Origin of the sequence: Phyllobacterium sp. CL33Tsu, from assembly GCF_900113985.1 — a bacterium.
In the GTDB taxonomy this organism is placed as follows: domain Bacteria; phylum Pseudomonadota; class Alphaproteobacteria; order Rhizobiales; family Rhizobiaceae; genus Phyllobacterium; species Phyllobacterium pellucidum.
This window is the reverse complement of record NZ_FORJ01000008.1, coordinates 40,262-65,190: the sequence shown is the minus strand read 5'-3', so window position 1 is coordinate 65,190 and position 24,929 is coordinate 40,262. Positions and strand designations below refer to the sequence as shown.

The following is a 24,929-nucleotide window of genomic DNA, read 5'->3' as shown; positions in this document are numbered from 1 at the left end:
ATGATGCGGCGTTTCGAAGATGCTCGGATCCTGATGTACAGTCACGACACGTTCGGACTCGGCCACTTGCGCCGTTGCAGGACCATTGCGCATTCGCTTGTCGAGGATTATCGCGGGCTTAACATCCTCATCATCTCTGGCGCCACTATTGCGGGGGCGTTCGACTACCGCGCCCGCGTCGATTTTGTGAAGGTGCCGAGCGTCATCAAGTTGCGCAACGGTGAATATACCTCGCTTGCGCGGCATATCGATCTGCATGAAACCTTGAAGATGCGCCAATCGATCATCAGGCACACCGCGGAGACGTTCCAGCCGGATATCTTCATCGTCGACAAGGAGCCGATGGGGCTCAAGGGCGAAGTCGAAGAAACGCTCGCTTACCTTAAATCGCGCGGGACCACCCTTGTCCTCGGATTGCGCGAGGTCATGGATGCACCGCATCTGCTCGAGGCCGAGTGGAAGAACAACAATGTGATGCGCAAGATCGACCAGTTCTACGACACGGTGTGGGTCTATGGTCCGCCGGACTTTTATGACCCGCTGGTCGAACTCGATGTGCCGGCGTCGGTGCGCGACAAGATGAAATTTGTCGGTTTCCTCCAGCGCAGCCTCTCGAACGACAGTGCGCCCACACATGTCCCGGAGGGCGACTATATATTGGTCACGACCGGCGGCGGCGGTGACGGCGCCGATCTCGTGCACAATGTCATCCACGCCTACCAGCAGGACCCGACCCTGCAGCACAAGGCGTTCATCGTGCTCGGACCCTATATGCCTGCCAAGCAAAGGGCCAAGCTCGTCCAGAAGGGCAGCAAGATACCGCAGATCCAGGTCATCGAGTTCGATAACCGCATGGAAGAACTGATCGCGGGCGCGAAGGCCGTGGTCGCCATGGGCGGCTACAACACCTATTGCGAGATCCTCTCCTTCGACAAGCCGGCGCTTATCGTTCCGCGCGTAGCACCGCGCGCCGAGCAGCTCATCCGTGCGCGGCGGGCCTCCGAACTCGGCCTTGTCGAGATGCTGCTGCCCGAACAGGCGGACAATCCGCAGCTTCTGGCGGAAGTGCTGAAGCGCCTGCCGCATCGTGCGCCGCCGTCGCAGACCGGCAAGGGCATGCGCCTCGAAGGGCTCGTCCATATTTCCGAGATCGTCGGCGACTGGCTCGACGAGCGCGAGCAGCCGCTCCCGGCCGTCGCGGAATAGCTTTTACATGCATTCGCCTCTGATACGTCGAAAGACGCTTGTCGTTCTTAAAGGCTACCCGCGCCTTTCGGAAACGTTTATCGCTCAGGAACTGCTTGGACTGGAGCGCGCCGGCTTCGATCTCACGCTCATCTCGATGCGAAGGCCGACCGACAAGAAGCGCCATCCCATTCATGACGAAATACGCGCGCGGGTGGTCTACCTACCTGAGTATTTGCACGAAGAACCCTTGCGCGTATTGCAAGCGCTAGTTGCCGGATGGCGCAAGCCGAACTTCAGCGAACTCCTAAAAAGATTCTGGAAAGATTTGCGCCGCGATGTCTCGCGCAACCGCTTCCGCCGGCTTGGCCAGGCGCTTGTCCTTGCCCATGAATGGCCGGACGCAGGCGAATGGCTCCATGCCCATTTCATCCATACGCCGGCCTCCGTCACGGCATATACCAGCATCATGACCGGCGTGCCCTGGTCCTGTTCGGCACATGCGAAGGATATCTGGACGTCGCCCGATTGGGAGCTGACTGAAAAGCTCGCTGACGCACGGTGGAGCGTGACGTGCACGCGCTCGGGGTTCGAGCATATGCGCGACCTTGCTCCGGCCAAGGACCGGGTGCATTTGAGCTATCATGGGCTCGATCTGGAGCGGTTCGGACGCTTCGATGCCGAGCGGTCAAGACGCGACGGATCGGATGCGTCCAACCAGGTACAGATCTTGAGCGTCGGCCGTGCTGTGCCCAAGAAGGGTTATGATGTGCTTTTGGAGGCCTTGGCGCTTCTGCCGCGCGACCTTCATTGGCGGTTTGTGCATATCGGTGGGGGCAATGAACTATCGCGGCTGCAGCCGCTTGCCACGAGGCTGGGCATCGCAGATCGAATCGACTGGAAGGGCGCCCTCGCTCAGGTGGATGTGCTGGACCACTATCGCCGCGCTGATGTTTTTGCTCTCGCCTGCCGGGTAGCAGCAGACGGCGATCGCGACGGCCTGCCCAATGTTCTGGTAGAAGCGTCCAGCCAAAATCTCCTCTGTGTTTCAACGAATATTTCGGGCGTTCCGGAATTGCTGACGGATGACGCGAATGGTCTTGTCGTCGCGCCCGAAGATCCGCAAGCGCTGGCGGCCGCGCTCGAGCGTGCCATCCGCGATCCAGACCTGCGGCATCGGCTCGGTGAAGCAGCAGAAGCCCGCGTGCGCGAACATTTCGACCACGATTCGAGTATCCGGCAATTGACGCGGCTCTTCGAAAGCGAATGGCAGAAGGTATGACTGCACCACGCATATTCTTTTACGTTCAGCATTTGCTGGGTATCGGTCATCTGGCGCGGGCGAGCCGAGTAGCTTCGGCGCTCGCTGCCGCCCATTTTGACGTCCTGGTCGTCACAGGAGGCACAAAGGTTCCAGGATTTCCCGCAGAAGGGATCAAATCTGTCGCCCTTCCCGCCGTTGTCGCCGCCAGCGCCGGTTTTTCGGGCCTTGCCGACATCAATGGTGACACGGTGGGTGAGGAATTTCTCGCCCGCCGCCGCGCCCTTCTGCTGGAAGCTTTCCACGAGATGCAGCCTGATATCGTGATTACAGAGGCTTTTCCGTTCGGCCGCCGCCAGATGCGCTTCGAACTCCTGCCTCTACTCGGCGCGATTGAAGCCATGGCCCCGCGTCCGATTGTCGTGGCGTCGATCCGCGACATCTTGCAGGAACGCGCGAAGCCTGGACGGGATGAAGAGACGGTGGCACTCGCTAAAGAGCATTTCGATCACGTACTCGTTCATGGCGATCGCTCCTTCGTCAGCCTGCCGGAAACCTTTCCGCTGGCGGGCGAGATCGAGGAGAAAATCATTTATACGGGGCTCGTCGCCGCACCGGCCCCCGAGGAACCGGATGACGTGTTCGACATCGTTGTTTCTGCCGGTGGAGGCGCGGTCGGAATTGACCTTATTCTTGCCGCCCTTGCTTTAGCGCGACGGTCGAACCCGAACAGATCCTGGTGTCTTATCACCGGCCCCAATCTGTCAGAGACCGAGTTCGCCGGACTTGCAGCGGACTTGCCTGATCATGTCCGCCTTTTTCGCTTTCGCAAGGATTTTCCCGCCTTGCTCAAGCGCGCAGAGCTTTCCATCTCGCAAGCCGGGTACAACACCGTCTGCGACATCCTTCAGGCGGGGTGCCGCTCGATACTGGTTCCCTTCACTGCCGGCGGCGAAACGGAGCAACGCTTGCGTGCAACGCGGCTCGCGGCCATGGATCGCGCGGTCGTCGTGCCGGAAATGGGGCTGAATGCCGGGACGCTCGGCAATGCGCTGGACGTGGTTCTGGCAAAGCCGCGCCCGCTTGCGGGCGGGCTCGATCTGAAAGGCGCGCAACGCACCGCCGAGATCTTGCGGGAACTCGTCGAGGCGCGCGGGATTTAAACAAATCGCGCTTGCGACCTGTCATATAGCCTTCGCGGAACGGATGCTGTAGGCTAGGACGATTCAACCATGGAGTTCATCCATGTGCACTTCAAACGTTTCAGTTCTTGAAATGCCTGCTGGATTCACAGCGTACGGTTACCAATGGAAAAAAGCCTAACCCGTTATATCTGGTCGCATACCCGGCTCCAGCAGATGTGGATTCTGTTCGTGGTCGCGGTTTCAATGATTCCGTACTTCCTGTCGTTCGACCTGCCGAAACAGATCGTCAACGGTCCGATTCAGGGAACGGGGTTTGACACGCCAGGTTCGACGCAAACCTTCATGCGCATTGAGTATGACTTTCCCTATATCGGCAACATCCTGTTCTTCGAGGGACTGCAACTGACGCGCTTCCAGATGCTGATGGCCCTCAGCCTGGTATTTCTCTTCCTGGTCGTCATCAACGGTCTCTTCAAGCTTTACATCAACACCTATAAGGGCCGGCTGGGGGAGCGAATGTTGCGGCGCATACGCTTCGAACTGGTCGACCGGGTGCTGCGTTTCCCGCCGGCAACTTTCAAGCGGGTGAAGTCGGCCGAGATCGCGACGATGATCAAGGACGAGGTCGAGCCGATGGGCGGCTTTACCGGCGATGCCTTCGTTCAGCCCGCGCTTCTGGGCGGCCAGGCAATCACGGCGCTGGTCTTCATCATCATGCAGAATTTCTGGCTGGGAATGATTGCGGCAGGCATTGTCGCCGTGCAGGGCGTCGTCATTCCGCGCATGCGCAAGCGTTTGCTCGAACTTGGCCGCCAACGCCAGCTGACCGCGCGCGAGCTTTCGGGGCGCGTCGGCGAAATCGTCGATGGCATCGGCACGATTCACGGCAACGATACGTCTAATTTCGAGCGTGCCGACATTGCGGCCCGTCTCGGTCTTATCTTTTCGATCCGCTATGACCTTTACCAATGGAAGTTCCTGGTGAAGTTCATCAACAACTTCCTCGCGCAGGTTACGCCCTTCCTGTTTTATTCCATCGGCGGCTTTCTGGCGCTGCAGGGACGGCTCGACATCGGTCAGCTCGTCGCGGTGATCAACGCCTACAAGGATCTGCCGGGGCCGCTCAAGGAGCTCATCGACTGGGATCAGGCGCGGCAGGACGTTCAGGTCAAGTATGCGCAAGTGGTCGAACAGTTCAACGTCGAGCGCCTGGTCGATCCCAAGATCCAGGCCCTGTCGACCGATCCCATCAGTCCCCTCGAACATTCGCTCCATGCAGTGAATCTAACCGTGTCAGACGATGCAGGCGCGCCGCTCCTGCGGCATGTCTCGCTGGAAATCATGCCTGGCGAGACCGTTGCCATCGTCGGCAACAGCAGCAGCGGCGCGGAGGCACTTGCCGAGGCATTCAGCCGTCAGGTCTGGCCGGATCAGGGCCGCATCACCATTGACGGGCGCGATATTCTGGAACTGCCCGAAGCGATTACCGGGCGACGCATCGCCTATGCTTCGTCCGACACATATTTCTTCCAGGGAAGCTTGCGCGACAATCTTCTCTATGGCCTGAAGCATGCGCCGATGGTCCCGGTGGAGTATGAGGGCAAGCTTGCGGATCAGTACAAATGGAACATCATCGAGGCCCGCAAGGCCGGTAATCCCGAGCTCGACGTAAACAGCGACTGGGTCGATTATGCTTCGGCCGGGGTGACAGGGCCCCAGGATCTCTTTGACGTCTTGCGGCCGGTGCTCGATGCCGTGCTGATTTCGCAGGACATCCTCGACATGGCGCTGAATTCGCGCGTCAATACCGCCGCCCATGGCGATTTGACGAGCCGTATCGTCGAGTTGCGCGAAGCGCTGCGCGAGCGCCTGAAAAAAGAGGATCTCGACGACCTGGTCGTGCCGTTCAAGCTCGATGCCTACAATCCACAGGCGACAGTCGGCGAGAACTTCCTGTTCGGGTCGATGAAGCGGCCGATGATGACCAATCGAAAGCTTGCGGCGAATCCCTATTTCCGTTCGGTTATGCGCGAGACCGGCCTGCTCGATGACCTTTACGCAATGGGTCTCGAGATTGCCGAGAACGCAGTCGAACTCTTCCAGGATCTGCCCCCCGACCATCCGTTCTTCCAGCAGCTCACTTTCATGACCGCCGACGATATTCCAGGCTATCAGCAGCTCCTGCAAAAACTGAAGGGCCGCGACATCGATGCCGCCTCCTCGGATGAACGCACCAGCATTATCCGCTTGAGCTTCTCCTATATCGAGCCGCGGCACCGTTTCGGTCTCTTGAATGATGAATTGATGGCCAAGATCGTCGAAGCGCGCGGTCGGTTCCATCGCGATATGCCGGAGGATCTCAAAGCCGTCATCGAGCGCTACGACCCGGAGAAATTCATCGCCTCGGCGACACTCATGGACAACGTTTTGTTTGGCAGGGTTGGGGTTACGCAAGCAGATGGGACGGACCGCATCCGCGCCATCCTTCGCGATTTGTTCGACAAGCTCAGCCTTTTCGAAAGCGTGCTCTCCATCGGCATGGATTTCGATGTGGGTTCGGGCGGCAAACGCATCACAAATGTGCAGCGGCAGAAGCTCAACGTCGCCCGTGCCCTGTTGAAGCGCGCGGACTATGTGATCTTCAATCGCCCGCTTCCGGCACTCGACCAGCGCGTTCAGGATCAGATAACCCACAAGATCATGGAGGACCTTCACAAGGAAGGACGCCCGCCAGCCATCGTCTGGGTGCTGTCGAATTCGGCGCTTGCAAACCTCTTTGACCGTGTCATCGTGTTCGACAAGGGCACGCTGGTCGAAGAGGGAACGCACGCGACTCTTCTTGAGAAAAACGGTATATTCAAGGAGCTGGTATCGTAGAATACCACGGAACCAAGGGGCGAAGTGGAAGACCTAAAAAGGGGGCAGTGTACGTTCATGTTGCTGAAAGACGAAGTCGAAATGCTACGGCGGGTGCCGCTGTTTTCGGGTGTTGCCCCTGCCAAACTCAAGCTGCTGGCCTTCACCTCCGACCGCGTGAGCTACAAGGCCGGGCAGACCCTTTTTCGCCAAGGGGATCCAGCCGACGCCGCCTATGTCATCCTGACCGGCGGCGCCGATATTCTGTCGGAGACCCCGAGCGGCGAGATCAAGGTCGCCGAGATCGAACATGATTCCATCGTCGGTGAAATCGCCATTCTGTGCGACGTATCGCGAACTGCGACCGTGCGCGCCAACTCGGCGCTGGAAGCGCTGCGCATCAGCAAGGATCATTTTTTCAAGCTTCTGAGCGACTATCCGGAAATGACCATTGAAATCATGCGCGTCCTTGCCGACCGTCTCAGCCATACGACGACCGAGCTTAGCGAAGCACGCAGCAGGCAAAAGCAAACGGCAAAGTAGTCCACGGCCTTAGGCTTATTCGATTTCGCAGATTTTTCCGGTTGCGAGATCGATCGTGAAATTGCGTGATGGATGGCCAGATAGATATCGGCCCATCATGCGAAACAACCGCATAAACGTGTCCTGTGCCTCGCCCGATTTCACCGAACTTTGGTCGGAAAAAAGCTCCATGAGGTAGCGGTACATCCTCATCCTATCGCTTGGAATGCGATCCAGCCCCAATTCGCTGCCAAGCCGCAGTTTGTACCAGTCCCCGAGTAGTTTCAGGCACGTTATGGCGTCGAGTTCATCGAGAGTAAGCCCCGCGGCTCGCAATGCGCTTCGTATCCGCTCCATGGACTCGTCGCGGCCGCGTTCGGCGTGAAGCAGAACGGTGGCGTCGGCAAGTGCGACCGCCTGATGGTGATGGCCGAGTACGGCCAGGTCCCCCAGATTAATCTGCGCAAGGACCCTAGCTAGATCCTTCGGCCATTCCCTCCGCAGGTAGCGGTGGACGACGAGTTGATCGACGTGTTCCGCAATGAAGGTACCGTAATCGGGTGCATCGAGTATTTGGCCGACCTTTTTACCCGTTACGCCAATCTCGACACGGTATTGCTCGATCAGGAGCGGATCGATGGGCACTTTATCGAGCGCCACGGTTTCGACCTTGAGGCTGTCCTCGCCAAACGTGATGATCTTGAAGACCGGGGGAAATGCGACAAGCGATGGTACGCCGATGTTGATAAGAAATGTGTCATCCCGATCCGCGCGTGCCGTATCGTTGACATGCAGGTGGCCGCTGAAGTGGATGTGGATGCCTGCATCGATGAGCGCATCCGCAACGGCGCGGGAGGGTATGCGTTCAATCGAACTCGTTCTGCCGATCACTGCAAGCTCGTCATCCATCGTATCGTCGAGCATGTCGAGCGCCGGATAATGCGAGAAGGCAAGCAACGTCTTGCCGTTGAGCCTCGCCCTTGCAGCGACGTCTTTCGCCCAATCGAGGATGAACGCCTTGTGCTTGAGCATGGCATTCCAGCCGGCATTGGTGCTATCGACAAACGCGCCTGCATGGCCCTCGACGAACTCGCCATTGCGCGGCTCAAATACGTTTGCGTCGATCATCAGCAGCCAAACGCCCGGCTCTGGCTCAACCAGATAGGAAGCATCCATCAAGCGGTATTCGTTGCGGCCATCATTCGAGCGCACCGCGTAAAGCCGCCTCTCGGGTCGGTCGTCGGTCCCGAACGGTGTTTCCCAGTGCAGGTCGGATGCCTTTCGAAAGAAGCCGAGATCGGGCAGCGCGCTCAGCCCGGCCGGATAGCCGGAGCAATACATTTTGTCCGTCGTCACCACGCCGTCCGCATCATCGTCGACGAAGTCACCGTCGCTGGCAACAATCGTATAGGTGCCGTCCGGATTGAGAAGGCGCTTGGCATGGTGGCGTCCGGTGGGGCCGAAAATATCGTGATTTCCAGGAGTTGCGATGAAATTAAGCCCGTGATCGCGCGTATATCCATCAAGAACCTCGCGCAGGGCGCGTATGGTCGCCGCCTGCCCGTCGTCCGAATAGTCGCCGAGCAGCACAACATGCTTCATGCCGCGCTCGATCACCGTGTCCAGGGCCGCGCGCAAGGCGCGATAGCTTTCGTTGAAGACACGGGTCGACCTTACGGTGTCGGTCAGCCGCCGCGCGGACATGTTGCGCCCGGCAACATCGATGCCGCTGAAATCATAATCGCCGTAGAGATCGTGAAAATGTGCATCCGCGATGATAGCAATGGGCGGGAATTGCGAAGACGACATGAACGAAGCATTCCGGTGGAAAGATACGCAAACTTATACATTTGTATCGACAATTGTCATGAAGCTTAAAAAGCGTATGACTATCGCTTATATACGTTGTGTTTTGGGTGTTTATTGCGCCCATGGCAACTAATTCGAAAGCCAACGCTCGCATTAGGAAAGCGGTTTGGCTACGATACCCGACAGGCGCGGGGGATTGGGTGTAAAAATCGGAATGAACGACGAAGTGTTTCGGGTAAAATTCTGGGGGACGCGTGGCAGCGTCGCCGTTTCGGGACCCGAGTTCGAGCGGTACGGTGGAAACACCGCGTGCATTGAAGTTCAGTGCGGCAAGCACAGGCTGATTTTCGACGCCGGATCGGGCGTGCGGCAGGCAGGGGAAGCTCTGACGCGGGAAGGCGCCGATGAGCTGGATATCATCTTCACCCACTGCCACTACGATCATATCATCGGCCTGCCCTATTTTGCGCCGCTCTACAATCCAATGATGAATGTGCGCATCTGGTCGGGCCATCTTGCCGGCGTCATGTCGACGCGCGAGATCGTCAAGCAATTCATGCGTCCGCCCTGGTTTCCTGTCGAGCCGGAAATCTGCAAGGCATGTCTGGGCTTTCGCGATTTCCGTTCCGGCGACGTGCTGGAGCCGTTTGAGGGTGTAAGGATCGAGACGGGTAGTCTCAATCATCCGGGCGGCTGCATCGGCTATCGCATCGAATGGGCAGGCAAAGTGCTGGCATTGATCTACGACACCGAGCACGAGGCCGGGAAGTTTGACCCCGAGGTGATGCGGCTTATCAAGGGCGCCGATCTTGTCGTCTATGATTGCACCTATACGGAAGATGAAATGCCGCGCCGGTTTGGCTATGGACATTCAACCTGGCAGCATGGCGTCCTTCTTGCGAAGGCAGCAAACGTGAAGAGGTTTGCATTGTTTCACCATGCGCCGTCGCGCACAGATGACGAACTCGATGAGTTCGAACATCTGGCAAGGGAGCACTTTCCGGGTGCGTTTTCCGCGCGCGATTTTCAGGAGATCGATCTGTAGATCATCGACCCTGAATGAGCTCGCCGAGCGCGGCCCAGCGGGCATTCGGCGCTGCCGCGATGATCGCAAAGAGCTTATGCAGGAACTGCCAGGCCGCTTCGTCATGGACAAGGTGGTGGGTCAGAATTCCGATGGGCTCGCCCAGGCCGTCAAATCTGCTCTGAAGTTCCTTGACGATAGCGGCAACCAGTTCCTCATGATTGCGGCCACCGCGCGTTCCATGCCAGTCCATGAGATCGACATGGGTGTTGACGACGGGAATGAATGCCGTCTGCTTCGCCTTGGCAGGGCCGAAAACGGAAAGCGCGTCAAATCCAAGTCGAGGCAACTCGGCAATCAATCCTTGGTCGATGCGATTCCAGGGTGGCACCAGCACCGGCACGAAGCGCTGCGGGAACAGCGTGCGAATACGCGCGACACCTTCGCCGATTTCGCCGAGGACCATTTGGCGCGGTCTATGCGAGCCGAGTTCCTGCTTCTTCTCGGTGATCGGGGCGTGATTCTGGTGCGACCAGCCATGGACGGCGACAAGAATGCGCTGTTCATCGGTCAATCGCTCGGCAAGCGTCGCCTCGGCATGAGCAGGGACCACCGCCAAGGTCATTGGCACGTCATTCTTGTTGCTGAGCTCAAGCAGCCGCTCCAATGCGGATGTTGGTTTGACCGCATCGTCATCGCGCAGCCAGAATTGCGCCTGGCGCCCGGCGTCGAACCAGCGCTGTAATTCGGCCTGCAGAGGCTGCCAGGTCGCATCAATTCCCATTATGCTGTCCCAGATATTGTCGCAAAATTTGATCAAGCCGCACCGACGCACCTTCATGGGAACGCTCTTGCGCAATGAAGCGGTGTGCCTCCGAGCCCATACGTGTGCGCCTTGCCTCATCGTCAAGCAATGTGGCGATGGCCCGGGCATATGCCTGGGTGTCACCGGCCGGAGTGAGGATGCCGGTCTCACCATCTTTTACGACTTCGGGAACACCTGCTACGGCTTGCGCCACGACTGGCACCCCTGCTGCCTGCGCTTCCATGTAGGCGATCCCATAGGCTTCGCCGACACCCGGCCAAACGTAGACGGACGCCTGTTGCAGGACGCTCCGGATGACGGCTGGAGACTGTTCTCCAAGCCATTCGATGCGTTCAGGCTTGAACTTCGAGAAAAGCGCCCTTGTCTCGGAGGCCGCCGGTCCGTCACCGATGATCGTCAATGTCCAGTGCTCGTCCTCGATCGCCATCAGGGCGTCCGCCAATATTCTATAGCTCTCTAGCTTGTCGCCGCTGCGCATCATGGCGATTGTCATCAGCTTTCGCGGCTCTCTTTGCGCTTTTGACATCTTGAAGGGCGCGACATCGATGAATGGAAACAGACGTTCGAGCCGCGCCTCGGGGATCGCCGCCGCAAGACCCTGCCGGTCCCGCTCGGTAAAGCAGAGATTGACGTCCGCCTGCCGCACGGCGTCCGCCACGAGCGATTGCAGGGCTGCCCATCCGCTCTTGTCGCGCCGATGCGAAAAGGAGGCCTCCGCCGTGACATAGGGTATGTTCAACGCGGCAGCCACTCGAGGGCCGATGAGGTCCGGCGCCTTATAATATGGATGGTAGGAGAGCCAGACATCCGGCCTCTGCTCCGACCGGCGGGCAAGCCGCTCTACCTCCTGCGCCGCTGCGGCTGCTATCTCCCCGCGCCTGCTATCCTCGGGAGTGGCGGTAAAACTCCGCAACTCCGATGCCAGATCGACGCTATGGCCGGCAAGCTCCAAAGCAGCGATCAATAGCCGCGCCATCTGACGGTCACCCGACGGGACCGGATGGTTGGGCGATTTCAATGGTGCATAGAAGGCTATGCGCATGAGCAATGATTGACCTTCTGTCGGCAGCAACTGCCACCCTGATGGAATCTGCATGGCACGATTTCCAGCGCGGCGCCAATTGCTTCGGATGTTGCTAACGATATTTTGATGGTTTGCGCGGTCTGGAATATTCAAAAAGCCATTGTTGTAGACCACCAAGCTTGCGTTTGAGTTATACAGCCCGTCTCGCCAAAGGGCCGGGCTTCGCATAGACTGGTCGAGGAAAATCAGGTGTTTATGACAGCAGCCGCCACGACCAAGCCGACCGGCATTTCAGAACGATCCTTGCGCCGGACAAGGCTGGCCTCCGGCTTGATCATGCTTGTCTTCGTATCACTCCATCTCGCCAACCACGCACTCAACCTCATTTCGCTCAGTGCTGCGGAAGAGGGTCGTCTGTGGTTCATTGCCATCTGGCGCAGCCCGCCTGGCACGGTGCTGCTCTATGGAGCGGTTGTCGTCCACGTGGCGCTGGTCATGCGTTCGCTCTATCAGCACCGCACCCTGGTAATGCCCGCGCGCGAAGCGCTGCAGATCGTGCTTGGATTGCTCATCCCTCTCTTCATCATTGAACACGTGGCGGCGACACGCATCCGCTTCGATCTCGCGGGAATTGAGCCGACCTACGAAAGCGTCATTCGTGGATTGTGGATCGACTCGCCAGCCAATGGCCTGCGGCAAAGCATTGCCCTCTTCATAGTCTGGACCCATGCCTGTATCGGCGTCCACTTCTGGCTGCGTTATCGCTCCTGGTACAACAAGGCTGCGCCGTACCTTCTGACCGTTGCCATCCTGCTTCCTGTTCTTGCACTGCTTGGATTTGCCGATACGGGCCGCGTTCTCGAAAGCGAGCCAATTCAGTCAAGTTACGGCCGGGCCGTGGAACCGGCGCCTGCAAGGCACCTTCGCGAAGCGAGGCTTGAAGACGTTCAGACCGTCAAATACACGCTCTACGGTGCTTTCGCCGCAACGCTGCTCAGCGTTATCGGCTTGCGCACACGCCGAAGCTTGCGGGAGCGCATCGACCAGATCGAGGTTCGCTATCCGGGCGGTGAAACGGTGCGGGTTCCGCGTGGATTCAGCGTTCTCGAAGCAAGCCGCCTTGGCGGAATACCGCATTATGCAGTCTGCGGTGGCAAGGGGCGATGTTCCACCTGCCGGGTTCAGGTCATTGAGGGTGTATCAAAGCTTCCGCAGCCCGAATCCACTGAACTTGCGACGTTGAAGCGTATCGGCGCAGAACCCGGCGTGCGGCTGGCCTGTCAATTGCGCCCCTCTGGCGACATCAGTGTCGTCCCTCTCCTGCAGCCGTCAAACGAGGGCATCGTGCCCGTCGGAAGCCAGCAAACCAATCCTGGACGCGAGCAGGAAATTGCAATCCTCTTCTGTGATATCCGCAGTTTTACCATGCTGACGGAGGCGCGCCTTCCATACGACATTGTCTTCCTCCTCAATCGCTATTTCGCCATTGTCGGGCAGGCTGTCGAGCGGTCGGGTGGCCGTCTGGACAAGTTTATCGGCGACGGTGCCATGGCGCTGTTCGGCTTGAACGGCTCGGCGGAGGAGGGTTGCCGGAATGCGCTGAAGGCGGCGGCGACGATCACGCATGAGATGGAACGGCTGAATGAGGAACTTGCTGGAGAACTGTCGATGCCGATACGTGTCGCCATCGGCGTTCACGCCGGGCCCGCGATTATCGGTGCCATGGGCTACGGAACGGTGAAGAACCTTACGGCGATCGGCGATACCGTCAATGTCGCGAGCAGGCTTGAGACGATCGCGAAGGAGCTCGATGCGACCATTGTCGTCTCCGAGCCGACCATCCGTCTCGCCGGGTCCGATACCGAAACGCTTGAAAGCCGTGAGATTGCCATTCGGGGCCGTGTCGAACCGCTTCGTGTCTACATCATCCCTCAGGAATTGACCGTGCGTTTTGCATAATCGGGACGGCATACATGTTCGCTAACAAGCCATTTGGCAGGCACTGGTGCAGACTTCGGGATCGAGTAGCCCGGCGAATGTTCAATACGCGGCTAGGTCGCGAAGTCCTTATTCACGGAATTGGACCGCGTGTCCTTACCATGACAGTGGATTGCGGCGACCACGTCATGAGCTTTTCCCCGTCCGACTACATCGGCAGGAAAGTCTTCCGCAAAGGCAATTTCGACCGCGACCACGTCGATCGCCTGCTTGGCATTCTCCGCGACCAACGCTTGCTCGGGCCCCAAACCACGCTGTTGGAACTTGGCGGCAATATCGGCACCCAAACTGTCTATTTCGCCTTAAGCAAAACATTCAGGCACATCGTCAGCGTTGAGCCCGATCCGCGCAATTTCGAACTCCTCCAACTCAACATCGAACAGAACAGGCTGACGGACAGTGTTACGCTCCTCAATTGCGCTGCGGGCGACACGGACGGTCAGATCGATTTTTTCCAGCACCGCGACAATCACGGCAAAAGCAGCATGATCCGGCAAAGCAGCAAGGATCATTGCATCGTTGTCGCCGTCAAGCCTGTCGAAGCGATCCTGCAGGAAGCACAGGTGAGGTGCGAGGAAATTGGTCTGGTCTGGATGGACATAGAGGGCTACGAACCGCAGGCTTGCCGATCAATGGAAGTGCTTCTCGCGCGGCGTGTCCCCGTCTACCTTGAATTTTCGCCGGCCTTCTACGGCCAGGGACGAGCTGCTGACTTTGTCAAATATCTGGCCAAATTCTACGAGGATTGCCTGATTTTCCGTGAGGAAAGCATTGAGGCCTCGAAGGTCGCCGCGATCCCTGTCAATGAACGGCAATTCGACCTGCTGTTATTCGATGCGGCGATAAAGGAAGTAACGGCCGACCGGGACGCTTGAGCAAATGGGCAATGCTTCAAGTTGCGGGTGAAGCAGTTCGAGACCGCTCACGACAAGGCCTTGCGGACGAAGCAGGCCAGCAGCGAGTTGCGGCAACCAGGTGAGTGTGATCGCATCCTTGTCGTCATAGCCGGTGCCTATATCAACATGGACGAGCGCGGCGCCGACGCCGACGAAGGTCTGGGCGGTTTCGCGAATTTCGCCAAGGACGATGTTTTCGGGCGCGGGCGTCGACGTCTTGTGCGAGCCGACCGCCCGGTCGAACGCGATGATGCGTTTGTCTGGAAACAACGCGCGGAGATGATCGAATGTCCGGCCGTTTCCAAGTCCGAGTTCAAGCACCAGCCCTTCAATTTCGTCCACCGTCTCGTGAATATCGTTGAGAATATCGCGTTGCGCGGTCAAGCGGTGAATGAAGCTGTCAAGCCGGCTCATGAATGCCTCCGTTCTCAATCATATCGTTGACCCGCTTAACATGTTCGCCCCATTGGGTCGACCTGTACGGATCGCCTTTCGGATATGATCGATGTCTCCCTCGTTGGGGCGCTATTCGCAACCAGAAGGCGACGTTAATGTTGCATGGACTGGCGGCTGCCGCGGATAATCAGCGCCGCAAAGATCGGTCCGCCAAGCAATGTTGCAACGAGACCCGTGGGCAATTGCCACGGGAAATAAATGGTTCGGCCGATAAAGTCGGCTGCCGCCATCAGCAATGCCCCGAAGAGCGCCGACCCCAGGATGTGCGTCGTCCCGCGCGGCAAGCCGACGCGTTGCGCGAGATGAGGCGCCATCAATCCGACGAAACTCAACGGTCCGACGACCAGGGTCGCGATAGCTGTCAATAGTGCGGAAAGGCTCAGGATCAGGGCGCGGAAGCGCTTGATGTCGACGCCATGGGCATGGGCGGAGATGTCCCCCAACGCAAAATGCTGCAGGGGCCGCGCGAGCATTATCACGGCGAAGAGGCCGGCGATCGCAAATGCCGCGGACGTCCATGCCAGCAGGGGCGTAACGCCATAGGTAGAACCGGCCATCCAACTGAGAAGGAAGAGCGCGCGCGGATCGCCGGAAGCAAGGATGACAGAAACGAGCGCCGTCAAAAGTGCCCCGAGCGATACGCCAAAGATCAAAAACTGGTTGCCCGCATGCGATCGCCGGTTGACGGCAAAGAGGATCATGAGCACCACGCCAGCACCGGAAAAGCCGCCGATCAGCCTGTGAGCATAGGTCGGCTGCCCGACAAGAAAAAGCATGCACAGCAATCCCAGGGCCGTGCCGGCGCTCACGCCAAGCACCTCGGGACTTGCGAGGGCGTTGCCCGTCAGCCTCTGCAGAAGGCTTCCCGAGAGGGCAAGCAGAACACCCGCCGAAATGGCGGCAACAAGACGCGGCACGCGCCATGGCAACAACGACTGCAGGGTCTCGCCCGCCTGGCTTGCCCATCCTGCATTGATGTCGCGGCCAACAAAGATCGCAACCAACGCAGCCGCCGCCAAAAGCAACAAAAGCAATGCCAGCAGCAAGCGAGGCCGTGGAGTGGCTACGATAAGCGCTTTCCCCTGAACCGCGATCGCGTTAGGCACGTTGCGCCTCAACATCAGAAACAACAAGAAAGGTGCCCCGATGACTGCAGTGACTGCACCGGTCGGAAGGCTAACCCCGGATACCGCCCCGTAAAACTGCACAAGCTGGTCGACGATGATGAGAAGTGCCGCGCCTGCAAGCGAAGCCGCGATCAACCGCGTTGCGATGCGCCTTGCCCCGATGGCCCGCGCGATGGCCGGCGCCGCCAGACCGAGGAAACCAATGATCCCCACCGCGCTGACCGTAAATGCAGTCAACGCCACGGCAACGAAGAGCGCGCCGGCGCGAATGCTTTGTATCTTGGCGCCGAGGGCCTGTGCGGCATCTCCGAGCGTCAGAACACTGAGCTGTTTGACCAGCAGGAGTGCGAGAACAGAGCATCCGATGATTTTTGGTGTGAGGGTCGCCACCTGCCGCCAGTCGTTCTGATTTAGCGAACCGCCTCCCCAGATGAAAAGGCCGGCAAGGTAGTGGTCGTTCATGAGGGTCAGCAAAGTGACGACTGCAGTGCAGTAGAGCCCCGTGACCATGCCCGTCAGAATGACGACGACGGGATTGAATCTATATTTCCAGCCCACGGCAAATACGATGCCGACAGCGGCGAACCCGCCAAAGGCAGTGGAAATATCCCGGCTCCAGCCGAGGATTGCCGGAAACCAGAGCATGGCAACGCCAAGGCTGAGTTGCGCGCCGGCCTCGATGCCGAGCGTTGACGGCGATGCGAGCGGATTGCGCAGGACGTGTTGGAACAGCATGCCCGAAAGTCCAAGTGCGAAGCCGCAGATGGCTGCCATCGCGAGACGGGGAAGCAGGCTGTAATGCGCGAGTACCGAACGGCTGTCGTCGGGTGATGGGGTCGAGAACAGGCTGCCGAGGCTGAGCCCTTCCAGCGATGGCAAAAGGTTCAAAGCGGTAATGGCAAGCGCGGCGGCCCAGAGGGCGCCGATCCATAGCCATGGCTGGGCGTCTTTACGTTTCATGTGGTGGCTTCCACCAGCAGGCGCGCAAAGCGGGTCATCGAGGGCAAGGTGCCGAACATGAGCACACTGTCCATGCGTCGCGCACGGTCTTTCTGGACGAACGGCATGCTTTGCCAAAGCGGGCTTCCGGGAAGCGTGGCGAACACATCCGGTGGCACCGGATCCATGTAGAAGAGCCAGTTATCGCCGACTTCAATGAGGTCGGCGATGCCGCCATCGCTGAAACCCCATTCATTGGTTGGGCGCTTCCAGGCATTTTCGAGACCCAGGCGGTCGAGAACATCCTGAAAATTGCCACCCGGTCCATAGAAGCGGATGTTGCGAGCATCCATGAAGGTCATGACGGCGAGCTTGCCAAGATGTTGCGCTTTGGCCTTGGCGGCCTCAAGTTCGCTTGCGGTACGCTCGATAAGGGCTTCCGCTTCCGCCGTTCTGCCGAGCAGGCTCCCGAGCTCGCGCGTCGCGGCCACGATATTGGGATAGGGCGAGGTACCTGTCGCATGGATAGGAAAGGATTTCACAGGCGCAATCAGTTCGAGCTGCGGCCTGACCCATTCGAGATAGGGCGTCGACAGGATAAGGTCAGGCTTCAGGAGCTGCAGAAGCTCCATGTTGATCTCATGGGCCGAGCCCATGTTGGCAATCCCTTGCGGGAGGGGGGGCTCGACAGCCCAGATGGGCCAGCTTGGGGTATCGATCAGGCCGATGGGGGTAACGCCGATTTCGATCAGCGTTTGCGCCAGGCCATAGTCGAGACTGACGACACGGAGTGTCGCTGCGCCGCTTCTCGCAATGGAAAGCGTGGGCGCGAGCGCCATGGTGCCGAGAAGAAATGCGCGTCGTGAGAGGGTAGCCATGGCTAGAGAACGTAGCTGATTGGCGATTGCGTCTGCGGGTGCGGAAAAATGCCCATGCGAACGCCGTAGATCGCATCGAGACGCTCCGCCGTGATCAATGCGGCGGTTTCGTCGTGCGCCACCAGACGGCCACCGGAAAGCGCGATGAGCCGGTCGCAGTAGCGCGCCGCCATGTTGATATCGTGGAGCACGATCAGCACAGTTTTCTTGTGCTCATGCGCCAGCATGCGAATGAGCTCCATGACCTCGATCTGGTGGCTGATATCGAGCGCCGATATCGGCTCATCCAGCAACAGGCATTCAGTATCTTGCGCGATCAGCATGGCGACAAAGGCCCGCTGACGCTCGCCGCCCGAAAGCGTATCGACGACGCGGTCGGCGAGCGCCGTCATTGAAGTAAGCTTCAACGCGTCCGCCACCTTGAGCTTGTCTAGGGCAGAGAAGCGGCCAAGCGCGCCGTGCCAGGGATAACGTCCGAGGGCAACGACCTCGCGCACCGTCATGCCATCCGTATCAGGCGTCTGCTGCGGCAGATAAGCCACGCGCCGTGCATAGTCCTTGGTGCGAAACGATACCAGATCCTGTCCGGCATATTCCGCCCGCCCCGCTGTCGGGGCCTGAAACCGGGCCAGTATCTTCAGGAGCGTGGACTTTCCCGAACCATTATGCCCGAGTATGCCGACGACCTCCCCGGTTGGAACGCTCAACGTCAATGGATGCAACAGTGCCTTGCCATCGACCTCGAAGCCAATGCCATCGAGCGAGAAGGAGGTTCCAGTTATTGCAGCCATCAGAACTTCGCCGAAAGCGTGGCCTTGATGGCCCGGCCCTCGCCATAAATGCACATGGGATTGCCGATGTCGTCGCTCGAACAGGTCGAGTAATACTCCTTGTCGAAGATGTTGCTCGCCTTCAGCGATCCCTTCCAGCCGTTCTTCTCATAGCTGATAAGCGCGTCGACAAGCGTGTAGCTGTCTACCTTGATCAGATTGGCGTTGTCGCCATACGTACTTCCGACATAGCGTACACCCGAGCCGACGTTAAGACCCTCGAGAGCGCCGGTCTCGAATGTATACTTGGCCCAGAGACCCGCCTGGTGTTCGGGCACCAGCGCCGGACGGTTGCCAACCTCCCCGTCGATGTTGCTCGACGTGATTTCGGCGTCGAGATAGGTGTAGCTCGCGATCAGGCTGACGCCATGGAACAGGTTGACGACGGATTCGAGTTCAAAGCCGCGATGTCGGACCTCGCCGGTTTGCACCTGGAACGTCGGGTCCACCGGGTCGGGTGTCAGCACGTTGGACTTGGTGATCTCGAATACCGAGCCTGTCACCGTGCCCGGGAAATAGTCGGGCTCGTATTTGACGCCGGCTTCGTACTGCTTGCCTTCCGAAGGCGCAAAGGTCTGGCCGCTGGAGCCCTGGCCAATGACCGGGCTGAACGATTCCGTATAGCTGATGTAGGGCGTGAAGCCGTTATCGAAGAGATAGCCGAGGCCGGCCTTACCGGTGAAGGCGTTGTCGTCCTGGGTATCGGAGGTGTCGCTCAACCGGTCGAAATTCTTGTTCGTCACCCACGACTGGCGCCCGCCCAGCGTAAGAAGCCAATGATCGTCGAACTTGGTCTGGGTCTGTCCATAAAGTCCGATTTGATCGACCGTCTGCTTGCGGTCGACATAGATTGCGGGCGATTCGATGTCGAGATGGTAGTCGGGGTTGGTGATGTCCAGAGTCGGACCCTCACCGTAGCCGTTGTGGCCGTCGACAGTCTGGCGCGTATAGTCGAGACCCATCAGCAATGTGTTCTTGATGCGGGCATTTTCGTAATCGTACTGCACGTTGTTGTCGACGCTGAAGATCGTCGCTGTCTCATCCACCGTGAACAGCGTCCGGTTCATGGTCGTATCGTCAGCCATGCTTGAATAGTAGAGATGCCGATAGTCGGTATCCTGCGATGAATAGCGAAGGTTCTGCCGAACCTTCCATGCGTCGTTGAAGCTGTGTTCGAAAAGATAACCGATTGAGCCGTGATTGGCGTCGAAGTCGTTGAAGCCCGGTTGTGCAGTGGTGAAGCTGCGCGAGAATTTCGGCAGGTCGGGAAATGCCGGGTTGGCAACCGGAAGGAATGCATTGGGAGTGAGCTTGTCCCACTGGTAGTTGGCAAGGACTGTCAGCGACGTGTCAGCGCTGGGCGACCAGGTAATTGCCGGGGCGATGTACACGCGATCGTTCTGGGAGAAACCGGTCTCCAGTTCGCCGTCGCGCAGCAGGCCTGTCAAGCGATAGGTCCAGACGCCTTCCTTATCGAGCGGTCCACCGGCGTCGATCCCAAGTTCATAGGTGTTGAATGATCCATAGCCGGCATAGGCGCTGTAGAACGGGTCGGTTGTCGGTCGCTTCGTCACCAGGTTGACGAGGCCGGCCACATCATTTTCGCCGTAGAGAACCGAGGACGGTCCCTTGAGGACTTCGACTCGTTCCATTCCATAGGGTTCGGATTTGAAGCCGGAAAAGTCGATGGCTTTTTGCGGCAGACCATCGCGGAATACGGCATAGGTACCAACGTCAAAGCCGCGGATCAGAAACTGATCGAAGCGCTCGTCGACCCCCCAGGGCGATGCCGTAACGCCCGACGTGTAAGCTATGGCGTCTTCGACGCGGTCGACAATGCGGTCATCCATCTGCTCGCGCGTAACGACGGAAATCGATTGCGGAATCTCGCGGATCGGCACGTTGGTTTTCGAGCCCGTCAGGGTGTTCTTTGCGATATAGCCCTTATCAGGACCGACTGGGTTGCTGTCGCCATCGATGACGATCGTATTGAGCTGGATATTGCCTGCGTCCTGGGAGCGCGCGACGCCGGCCATCATCAGACTGGCGACCGCTGTCGACATCAACAGGAACGTCAATTGCTTTGGCGCTACCGAATTGAAAGACCGTCTATCGGTTTCGTGAACGCGCATAACCCACCCTATGTATAATCCATTGACATTGCTGGAAGTTTCATGAGTGCCGTACTCATGTTCAAACATGACTACATTTGTCATATTATATTAGTCAAGCTGTGCGTGTGGTTTTCCCGTGCGCGCCTCGTGGTTGCAATCAAGGGTGTGACTTTGATGTTACACGCGGGACGAGGCGGCTTGACCTGGCTCGATTTCGCGACGCCCCCATCGCGGCGGCGGGCGCGCTAGTCGGATGGGACCTTGCGGATGGCAAAGGCGTGCTGAATGGCGCGATTGACCGCCACGGGCAGCACCGACATGTGGGTTTCACCCGAGTAAAGCTCGAACGAGGCGCTGATCGGACGGCCCGGCAAATTGTTCAGGCGATCCCGCATTTCGATCGCCAACACATCGTTGAGCGTAACCTTCTTTTGTGCAAGGCGCTCCGCCTCGTCGGGTGCGCCGATCTGAAACGGCGCCAGGTTCTCGGTCTCGTACGCGCCGCAGGAAAGATACAGCGCCGCGCCAGCGTTGGTGTCGGGTGCCGCCGCGAATGCCGGATAGAATTGTTCGATGGCGCGGTCTTCCCAATAGATCGAAGGGCTGGCCGCAATCCAGGTGGTGAATGCCGAGGGACGTGTGAAGAGGCTGTACAGAACGAAGAGGCCGCCGAAAGAATGGCCGAACAACGCCTGACGCTTACGATCGATCGGAACGGTCGCTTCGACCATCGGCTTGATCTGATACTCGATGAACGTGATGAAATCCTCGGCGCCTCCGGTCTTAACAGGCGGCGTATTTTCATAGAAGGGCGGATAGGTCTTGCCGGGCGGCACGCCGAGATCCCACGAGCGGCGCAAGGGATCATATGCGGCATCGACCGGGTAACCGATCGTCACAATCACCCCTGGCGCAACATTGGTGCCGCTCGGATAATCAGCCTGGGCACGTATCACATCGACCGCGGTCCCGATCACGGCATTGCCATCGGTCATGTAGATAACGGGCCAGCCTTCCTTGGGCGCATCGCCATGCGGGCGATAGATGAAAACGCGGTACGTTGCCCCGTTCTCTGCCGATACCAAATCGTGGAATGTGGTGCCGCCGATCAGGGCAGCGTTGCTATTTTGGGTTGTCATGCCTCGACGGGTTAATAAACATGAGTTGAACAGTCAATATTAAATTGACGGCTGGGCGAAGGCATAGACCGCGCTTGGCTTCATGGCACGACCTTCGGCGTCGGCAAAGTCGCTGACGAAGTACTCAGCGATGAGACGCAGGTGCGCGCGGGGCAGATAGGAGCGGCCAGGATCGCCAATGAGAATTTGCATGCCGGCAGCCGCGCAGCGAAGCAGAAACCCGGTGACCTGGCGTGCCGTTGCTTCATCATAGAAAAGATCGCCTACAAGGATCAGATCGACACCGGGCGGGTCACCAATCGTGACGTCGCCATTGATCGCTTCAATATTCACGCCATTAATGAGTGCGTTAAGCTGTGTCGCGACAAGCGCGTTCGGATCGGTGTCCGCGGCGATTACCTTCCCGGCGCCAGCCATTGCTGCGGCGATGCCGACAATGCCTGAGCCTGATCCGAGGTCGAGGACACGCAATCCCGAGACTACCTCCGGGTGATCGAGAATATGGCGGGCAATGACCGTCCCGCCTGCCCAGTGATAGGCCCAATAGGGTGCCGGGGCGTTCTCTGAATCGACGAGCCGTCCGAGCCCGCTTCCAGGATGCGCCCTATACAGGTCAAGTTCCGGAACGTGCGGTGCCCGACGCACCTCCATGTTCGCGATGATGAACGATTTGACGTCCACCCGGACGTCTGAGGCTATCCTGCGCAAATGCGGCGAATCCTTAATGAGGGCGGTGGCAGCGAGCGCCTATTTCTTGTTCGTGCTATCGAACATGCTCTTGGTATCCGCCATCTGATCGTTTGCAAGCTTGTCGACGCCGCCTTGCAGTAACGAAGCGAGGTCGTCATCGATCCTCTGCTTGAATTGCGCGGGCAGCCGATGCTGTGTGGCCAGCACATCGGTGGAACACGCCGCATCGATGGAATTGATCGCCGCGTAGGCCGGGCCGAGCGATGCAATGTAGCCGGGCAGTGCGCGCGCGACGTCGGTCTCCTGCAATGCGATGTTGATCTTCATCTTTCCGATAATGCTTGCATAGCGCGCAGAGGCGAGAAGCTGGGTAGCCCTGTCGAGGGCGAACTTTGCGCCCAGATAGTCGTCGACTGCAGCCTCATAGGTAGCCGTAGCCCGCTCGCAGGTTTGCGCCAGCACCGGCCCCGCACTGAACACACCAAGGGCGAGAACCGCTGAAACAAGAGTCCACTTGTGCATACCGGTCCCTCCCATTTTGAGTGCGGTCGGCGGCTTTCCCTAGGCGAATCGAGCACGCGAACGTTCGCGCAATTTTTCGGCCTCGACCTCCCGGTCACGTGCCGGCGCGTGCGTATGGAGTGACGCCAGCAAACGGCGCGCGGAAGCGGATACCTCCGCCACTGCGCGGTCAAATGCTTCGGCATTAGCCTGCGACGGCTTGTTGAAGCCGGAGAGCTTGCGCACGAATTGCAGTGCGGATGCATCGATTTCGTCCTGTGTTGCCGGAGGATCGAAATTGAAAAGTGTCTTGATGTTGCGGCACATGGCTTGCTTCCTGTTCTGACAACAAAATAGTCGGCCTGACCAAATGAAATAGCACGAATGGCTGTCCGAGGGAAAGCAAAGGGCGCTATTGACGCTCAAGGTGCCTTGGATGCTTCGTGCTTCCATGTATCGAAGCATGCGACCTCGAATGGCGTGAAGTCCGCAATATTGCGGGTGGCAATCCGCAGTCCATGTTCGAGAGCCGTCGCAGCAATCATGGCATCCGCTGACGGGCGTTTTCCCGCGGTTACAAGCGTGCCTGCGCGCATGGCGACATCGAGGTCGAACGGCAGGATACGGCCGGCGAAGCTTGGCAATACGATCCCATCCAGCCAGCGCTCGAGATCGGCGGCAAAGGCCGGGTCGTTCCGCTTTTCCCGTTCAATACCGAATTTGATCTCCATGATCGTGATCGCAGAAAGGTACGCAGTTGCAACGTCGAATTCCTGCAGGAATTGCTGGAAAGCACGGTCTTGCTTCTCCGGCCGCCTTGCTGCCGAAATCACATTGGTATCGAGCAGCAGTGCCATCAGAACTTGGGCGTCCTGCGATCGAATTCTATCCGTTCCGGATCGAATTCCTTGGTCTTAGGAGCATCAGGATCGCGAAGCGCCTCGTAGAGGGTCCTGGGCTTGTTCCAGTTTGCTTCGAATTCGCTGTAGCGCAAGAGCACATAGCTCGCCTCCCCATGGTCTGTTATGACCACGGGCCTCTCATTGGCTTCCTTCTTGGCCCGACTTGGATTCTGATTGAAGGAAGCGCTTGTCATATAGGTAACACGCACGGCATTCTCCATCTAGTATATTTTTCTATAAATATACTACTTTTGCCGGCGCTTCAAGCCCAACCGACCCAATGGCGCCATTGCATGAAGGCATCGCCGAGAAAATAAGGTCCGAAGGTCCACACGCTCGCCCAAAGCAGGCCGCCAAGCGCATTGGCGATTAGAAAGCGTCCGAAATGCATGCCGACCGAGCCGGCCACGAGCCCGTTCAACTGGCGCAGGATGACGACGAAGCGGGCGCCGAAGACAATGATCGGACCGCGCTTTTCAAAAAGCTCTTCCAGGGATCGTTGCCGCTCTGGCGTGAGACGCACGATCCAGCCATAGCGACGGAGCAATGGACGACCGCCGAAATGACCAATGGCATATCCGGTACTGTCGCCGATAACGGCAGCGACCCAGACGGCCAGGAAGAGTTCAATTATGGCAAAGTCGCCGCGCGTTGCGAGAAGCGCAGCAGCCACCAGCGCACTTTCGCCTGGCAGTGGGGCGCCGAATGATTCCAGATAAATGATGACGAAGATGGCGTAGAGGCCATATTGCCGGATGTAGGGTTCGAGGAAGGCTGTTCCATCGGTGAGAAATTGCAAGCGGCCGC

23 protein-coding genes are annotated in these 24,929 nt (G+C 58.6%); 8 read left to right on the top strand and 15 right to left on the bottom strand.

What is annotated here, in order from left to right:
• From BM074_RS20960 to BM074_RS20940, 5 genes are all read left to right on the top strand, one after another.
• Positions 1-1,206, top strand: a complete 1,206-nt coding sequence (locus BM074_RS20960; protein WP_091925044.1) for a glycosyltransferase family protein — start codon at positions 1-3, stop codon at positions 1,204-1,206.
• A gap of 7 nt (positions 1,207-1,213) precedes the next feature.
• Complete coding sequence (locus BM074_RS20955; RefSeq protein ID WP_036815173.1) at positions 1,214-2,467, top strand: glycosyltransferase family 4 protein; 1,254 nt, start codon at positions 1,214-1,216, stop codon at positions 2,465-2,467.
• Positions 2,464-3,609, top strand: coding sequence for a glycosyltransferase family protein (locus tag BM074_RS20950; RefSeq protein ID WP_091925041.1), 1,146 nt, complete (start codon positions 2,464-2,466; stop codon positions 3,607-3,609). The genes BM074_RS20955 and BM074_RS20950 overlap by 4 nt, the downstream gene beginning before the upstream one ends.
• Positions 3,610-3,753: 144 nt before the next feature.
• Positions 3,754-6,468, top strand: coding sequence for an ABC transporter transmembrane domain-containing protein (locus BM074_RS20945; RefSeq protein ID WP_027233113.1), 2,715 nt, complete (start codon positions 3,754-3,756; stop codon positions 6,466-6,468).
• Between the two features lie 57 nt (positions 6,469-6,525).
• Entirely contained in the window at positions 6,526-6,990 is a 465-nt protein-coding gene (locus BM074_RS20940) for a cyclic nucleotide-binding domain-containing protein (protein WP_091925037.1), read from the top strand.
• Positions 6,991-7,005: 15 nt separating this feature from the next.
• On the opposite strand, the gene BM074_RS20935 is transcribed toward BM074_RS20940, so the two are convergent.
• On the bottom strand, positions 7,006-8,778 hold the full coding sequence (locus tag BM074_RS20935; protein ID WP_091925034.1) for a metallophosphoesterase family protein: 1,773 nt from the start codon (positions 8,776-8,778) through the stop codon (positions 7,006-7,008).
• A gap of 214 nt (positions 8,779-8,992) precedes the next feature.
• On the opposite strand from BM074_RS20935, the gene BM074_RS20930 reads away from it, so the two are divergent.
• Entirely contained in the window at positions 8,993-9,823 is an 831-nt protein-coding gene (locus BM074_RS20930; RefSeq protein WP_091925286.1) for an MBL fold metallo-hydrolase, read from the top strand.
• Between the two features lies 1 nt (position 9,824).
• On the opposite strand, the gene BM074_RS20925 is transcribed toward BM074_RS20930, so the two are convergent.
• Complete coding sequence (locus tag BM074_RS20925) at positions 9,825-10,586, bottom strand: polysaccharide deacetylase family protein (protein WP_091925031.1); 762 nt, start codon at positions 10,584-10,586, stop codon at positions 9,825-9,827.
• Positions 10,576-11,670: a glycosyltransferase family 4 protein gene (locus BM074_RS20920; RefSeq protein WP_091925283.1), complete on the bottom strand. Its 1,095-nt coding sequence runs from the start codon at positions 11,668-11,670 to the stop codon at positions 10,576-10,578. The genes BM074_RS20925 and BM074_RS20920 overlap by 11 nt, the downstream gene beginning before the upstream one ends.
• 237 nt (positions 11,671-11,907) lie before the next feature.
• Here BM074_RS20920 and BM074_RS20915 point away from each other — a divergent pair, with 237 nt between their 5' ends.
• Both BM074_RS20915 and BM074_RS20910 read left to right on the top strand, forming a co-directional pair.
• A complete protein-coding gene (locus BM074_RS20915) occupies positions 11,908-13,611 on the top strand; it encodes an adenylate/guanylate cyclase domain-containing protein (RefSeq protein ID WP_244533028.1) in 1,704 nt (567 codons plus the stop codon).
• Positions 13,612-13,688: 77 nt separating this feature from the next.
• Entirely contained in the window at positions 13,689-14,525 is an 837-nt protein-coding gene (locus BM074_RS20910; protein WP_348271673.1) for an FkbM family methyltransferase, read from the top strand.
• Here the strand turns inward: BM074_RS20910 and BM074_RS20905 are convergent.
• The 12 genes from BM074_RS20905 to BM074_RS20850 form a co-directional block, all read right to left on the bottom strand.
• On the bottom strand, positions 14,478-14,960 hold the full coding sequence (locus BM074_RS20905; protein WP_091925026.1) for a class I SAM-dependent methyltransferase: 483 nt from the start codon (positions 14,958-14,960) through the stop codon (positions 14,478-14,480). The genes BM074_RS20910 and BM074_RS20905 overlap by 48 nt on opposite strands.
• A gap of 134 nt (positions 14,961-15,094) precedes the next feature.
• Positions 15,095-17,089 carry a Fe(3+)-hydroxamate ABC transporter permease FhuB gene (gene fhuB / locus BM074_RS20900; protein ID WP_091925024.1) on the bottom strand — a complete coding sequence of 665 codons (1,995 nt, stop codon included), beginning with the start codon at positions 17,087-17,089 and terminating at the stop codon, positions 15,095-15,097.
• Complete coding sequence (locus BM074_RS20895) at positions 17,086-17,946, bottom strand: iron-siderophore ABC transporter substrate-binding protein (protein ID WP_091925021.1); 861 nt, start codon at positions 17,944-17,946, stop codon at positions 17,086-17,088. Before BM074_RS20895 ends, fhuB begins: the two co-directional genes overlap by 4 nt.
• Before the next feature lie 2 nt (positions 17,947-17,948).
• A complete protein-coding gene (locus BM074_RS20890) occupies positions 17,949-18,737 on the bottom strand; it encodes an ATP-binding cassette domain-containing protein (RefSeq protein ID WP_091925018.1) in 789 nt (262 codons plus the stop codon).
• A complete protein-coding gene (locus BM074_RS20885; RefSeq protein ID WP_175499088.1) occupies positions 18,737-20,908 on the bottom strand; it encodes a TonB-dependent siderophore receptor in 2,172 nt (723 codons plus the stop codon). The genes BM074_RS20890 and BM074_RS20885 overlap by 1 nt, the downstream gene beginning before the upstream one ends.
• Before the next feature lie 227 nt (positions 20,909-21,135).
• Positions 21,136-22,029, bottom strand: coding sequence for an alpha/beta hydrolase (locus BM074_RS20880; RefSeq protein ID WP_091925015.1), 894 nt, complete (start codon positions 22,027-22,029; stop codon positions 21,136-21,138).
• A gap of 39 nt (positions 22,030-22,068) precedes the next feature.
• Positions 22,069-22,737, bottom strand: a complete 669-nt coding sequence (locus tag BM074_RS20875; RefSeq protein ID WP_228020226.1) for a class I SAM-dependent methyltransferase — start codon at positions 22,735-22,737, stop codon at positions 22,069-22,071.
• 39 nt (positions 22,738-22,776) lie between these two features.
• On the bottom strand, positions 22,777-23,241 hold the full coding sequence (locus BM074_RS20870; RefSeq protein ID WP_027233124.1) for a hypothetical protein: 465 nt from the start codon (positions 23,239-23,241) through the stop codon (positions 22,777-22,779).
• A 39-nt stretch (positions 23,242-23,280) separates the two neighbouring features.
• The gene (locus BM074_RS20865; RefSeq protein ID WP_027233125.1) at positions 23,281-23,547 is read right to left on the bottom strand and encodes a DUF2277 domain-containing protein; all 267 of its coding nucleotides are present in this window, start codon (positions 23,545-23,547) and stop codon (positions 23,281-23,283) included.
• Between the two features lie 95 nt (positions 23,548-23,642).
• Entirely contained in the window at positions 23,643-24,077 is a 435-nt protein-coding gene (locus BM074_RS20860; protein WP_091925012.1) for a type II toxin-antitoxin system VapC family toxin, read from the bottom strand.
• Positions 24,077-24,331, bottom strand: coding sequence for a type II toxin-antitoxin system Phd/YefM family antitoxin (locus tag BM074_RS20855; RefSeq protein ID WP_228020220.1), 255 nt, complete (start codon positions 24,329-24,331; stop codon positions 24,077-24,079). The genes BM074_RS20860 and BM074_RS20855 overlap by 1 nt, the downstream gene beginning before the upstream one ends.
• 53 nt (positions 24,332-24,384) lie before the next feature.
• The gene (locus BM074_RS20850) at positions 24,385-24,921 is read right to left on the bottom strand and encodes a DedA family protein (RefSeq protein ID WP_027233128.1); all 537 of its coding nucleotides are present in this window, start codon (positions 24,919-24,921) and stop codon (positions 24,385-24,387) included.
• Positions 24,922-24,929: the final 8 nt, after the last annotated feature.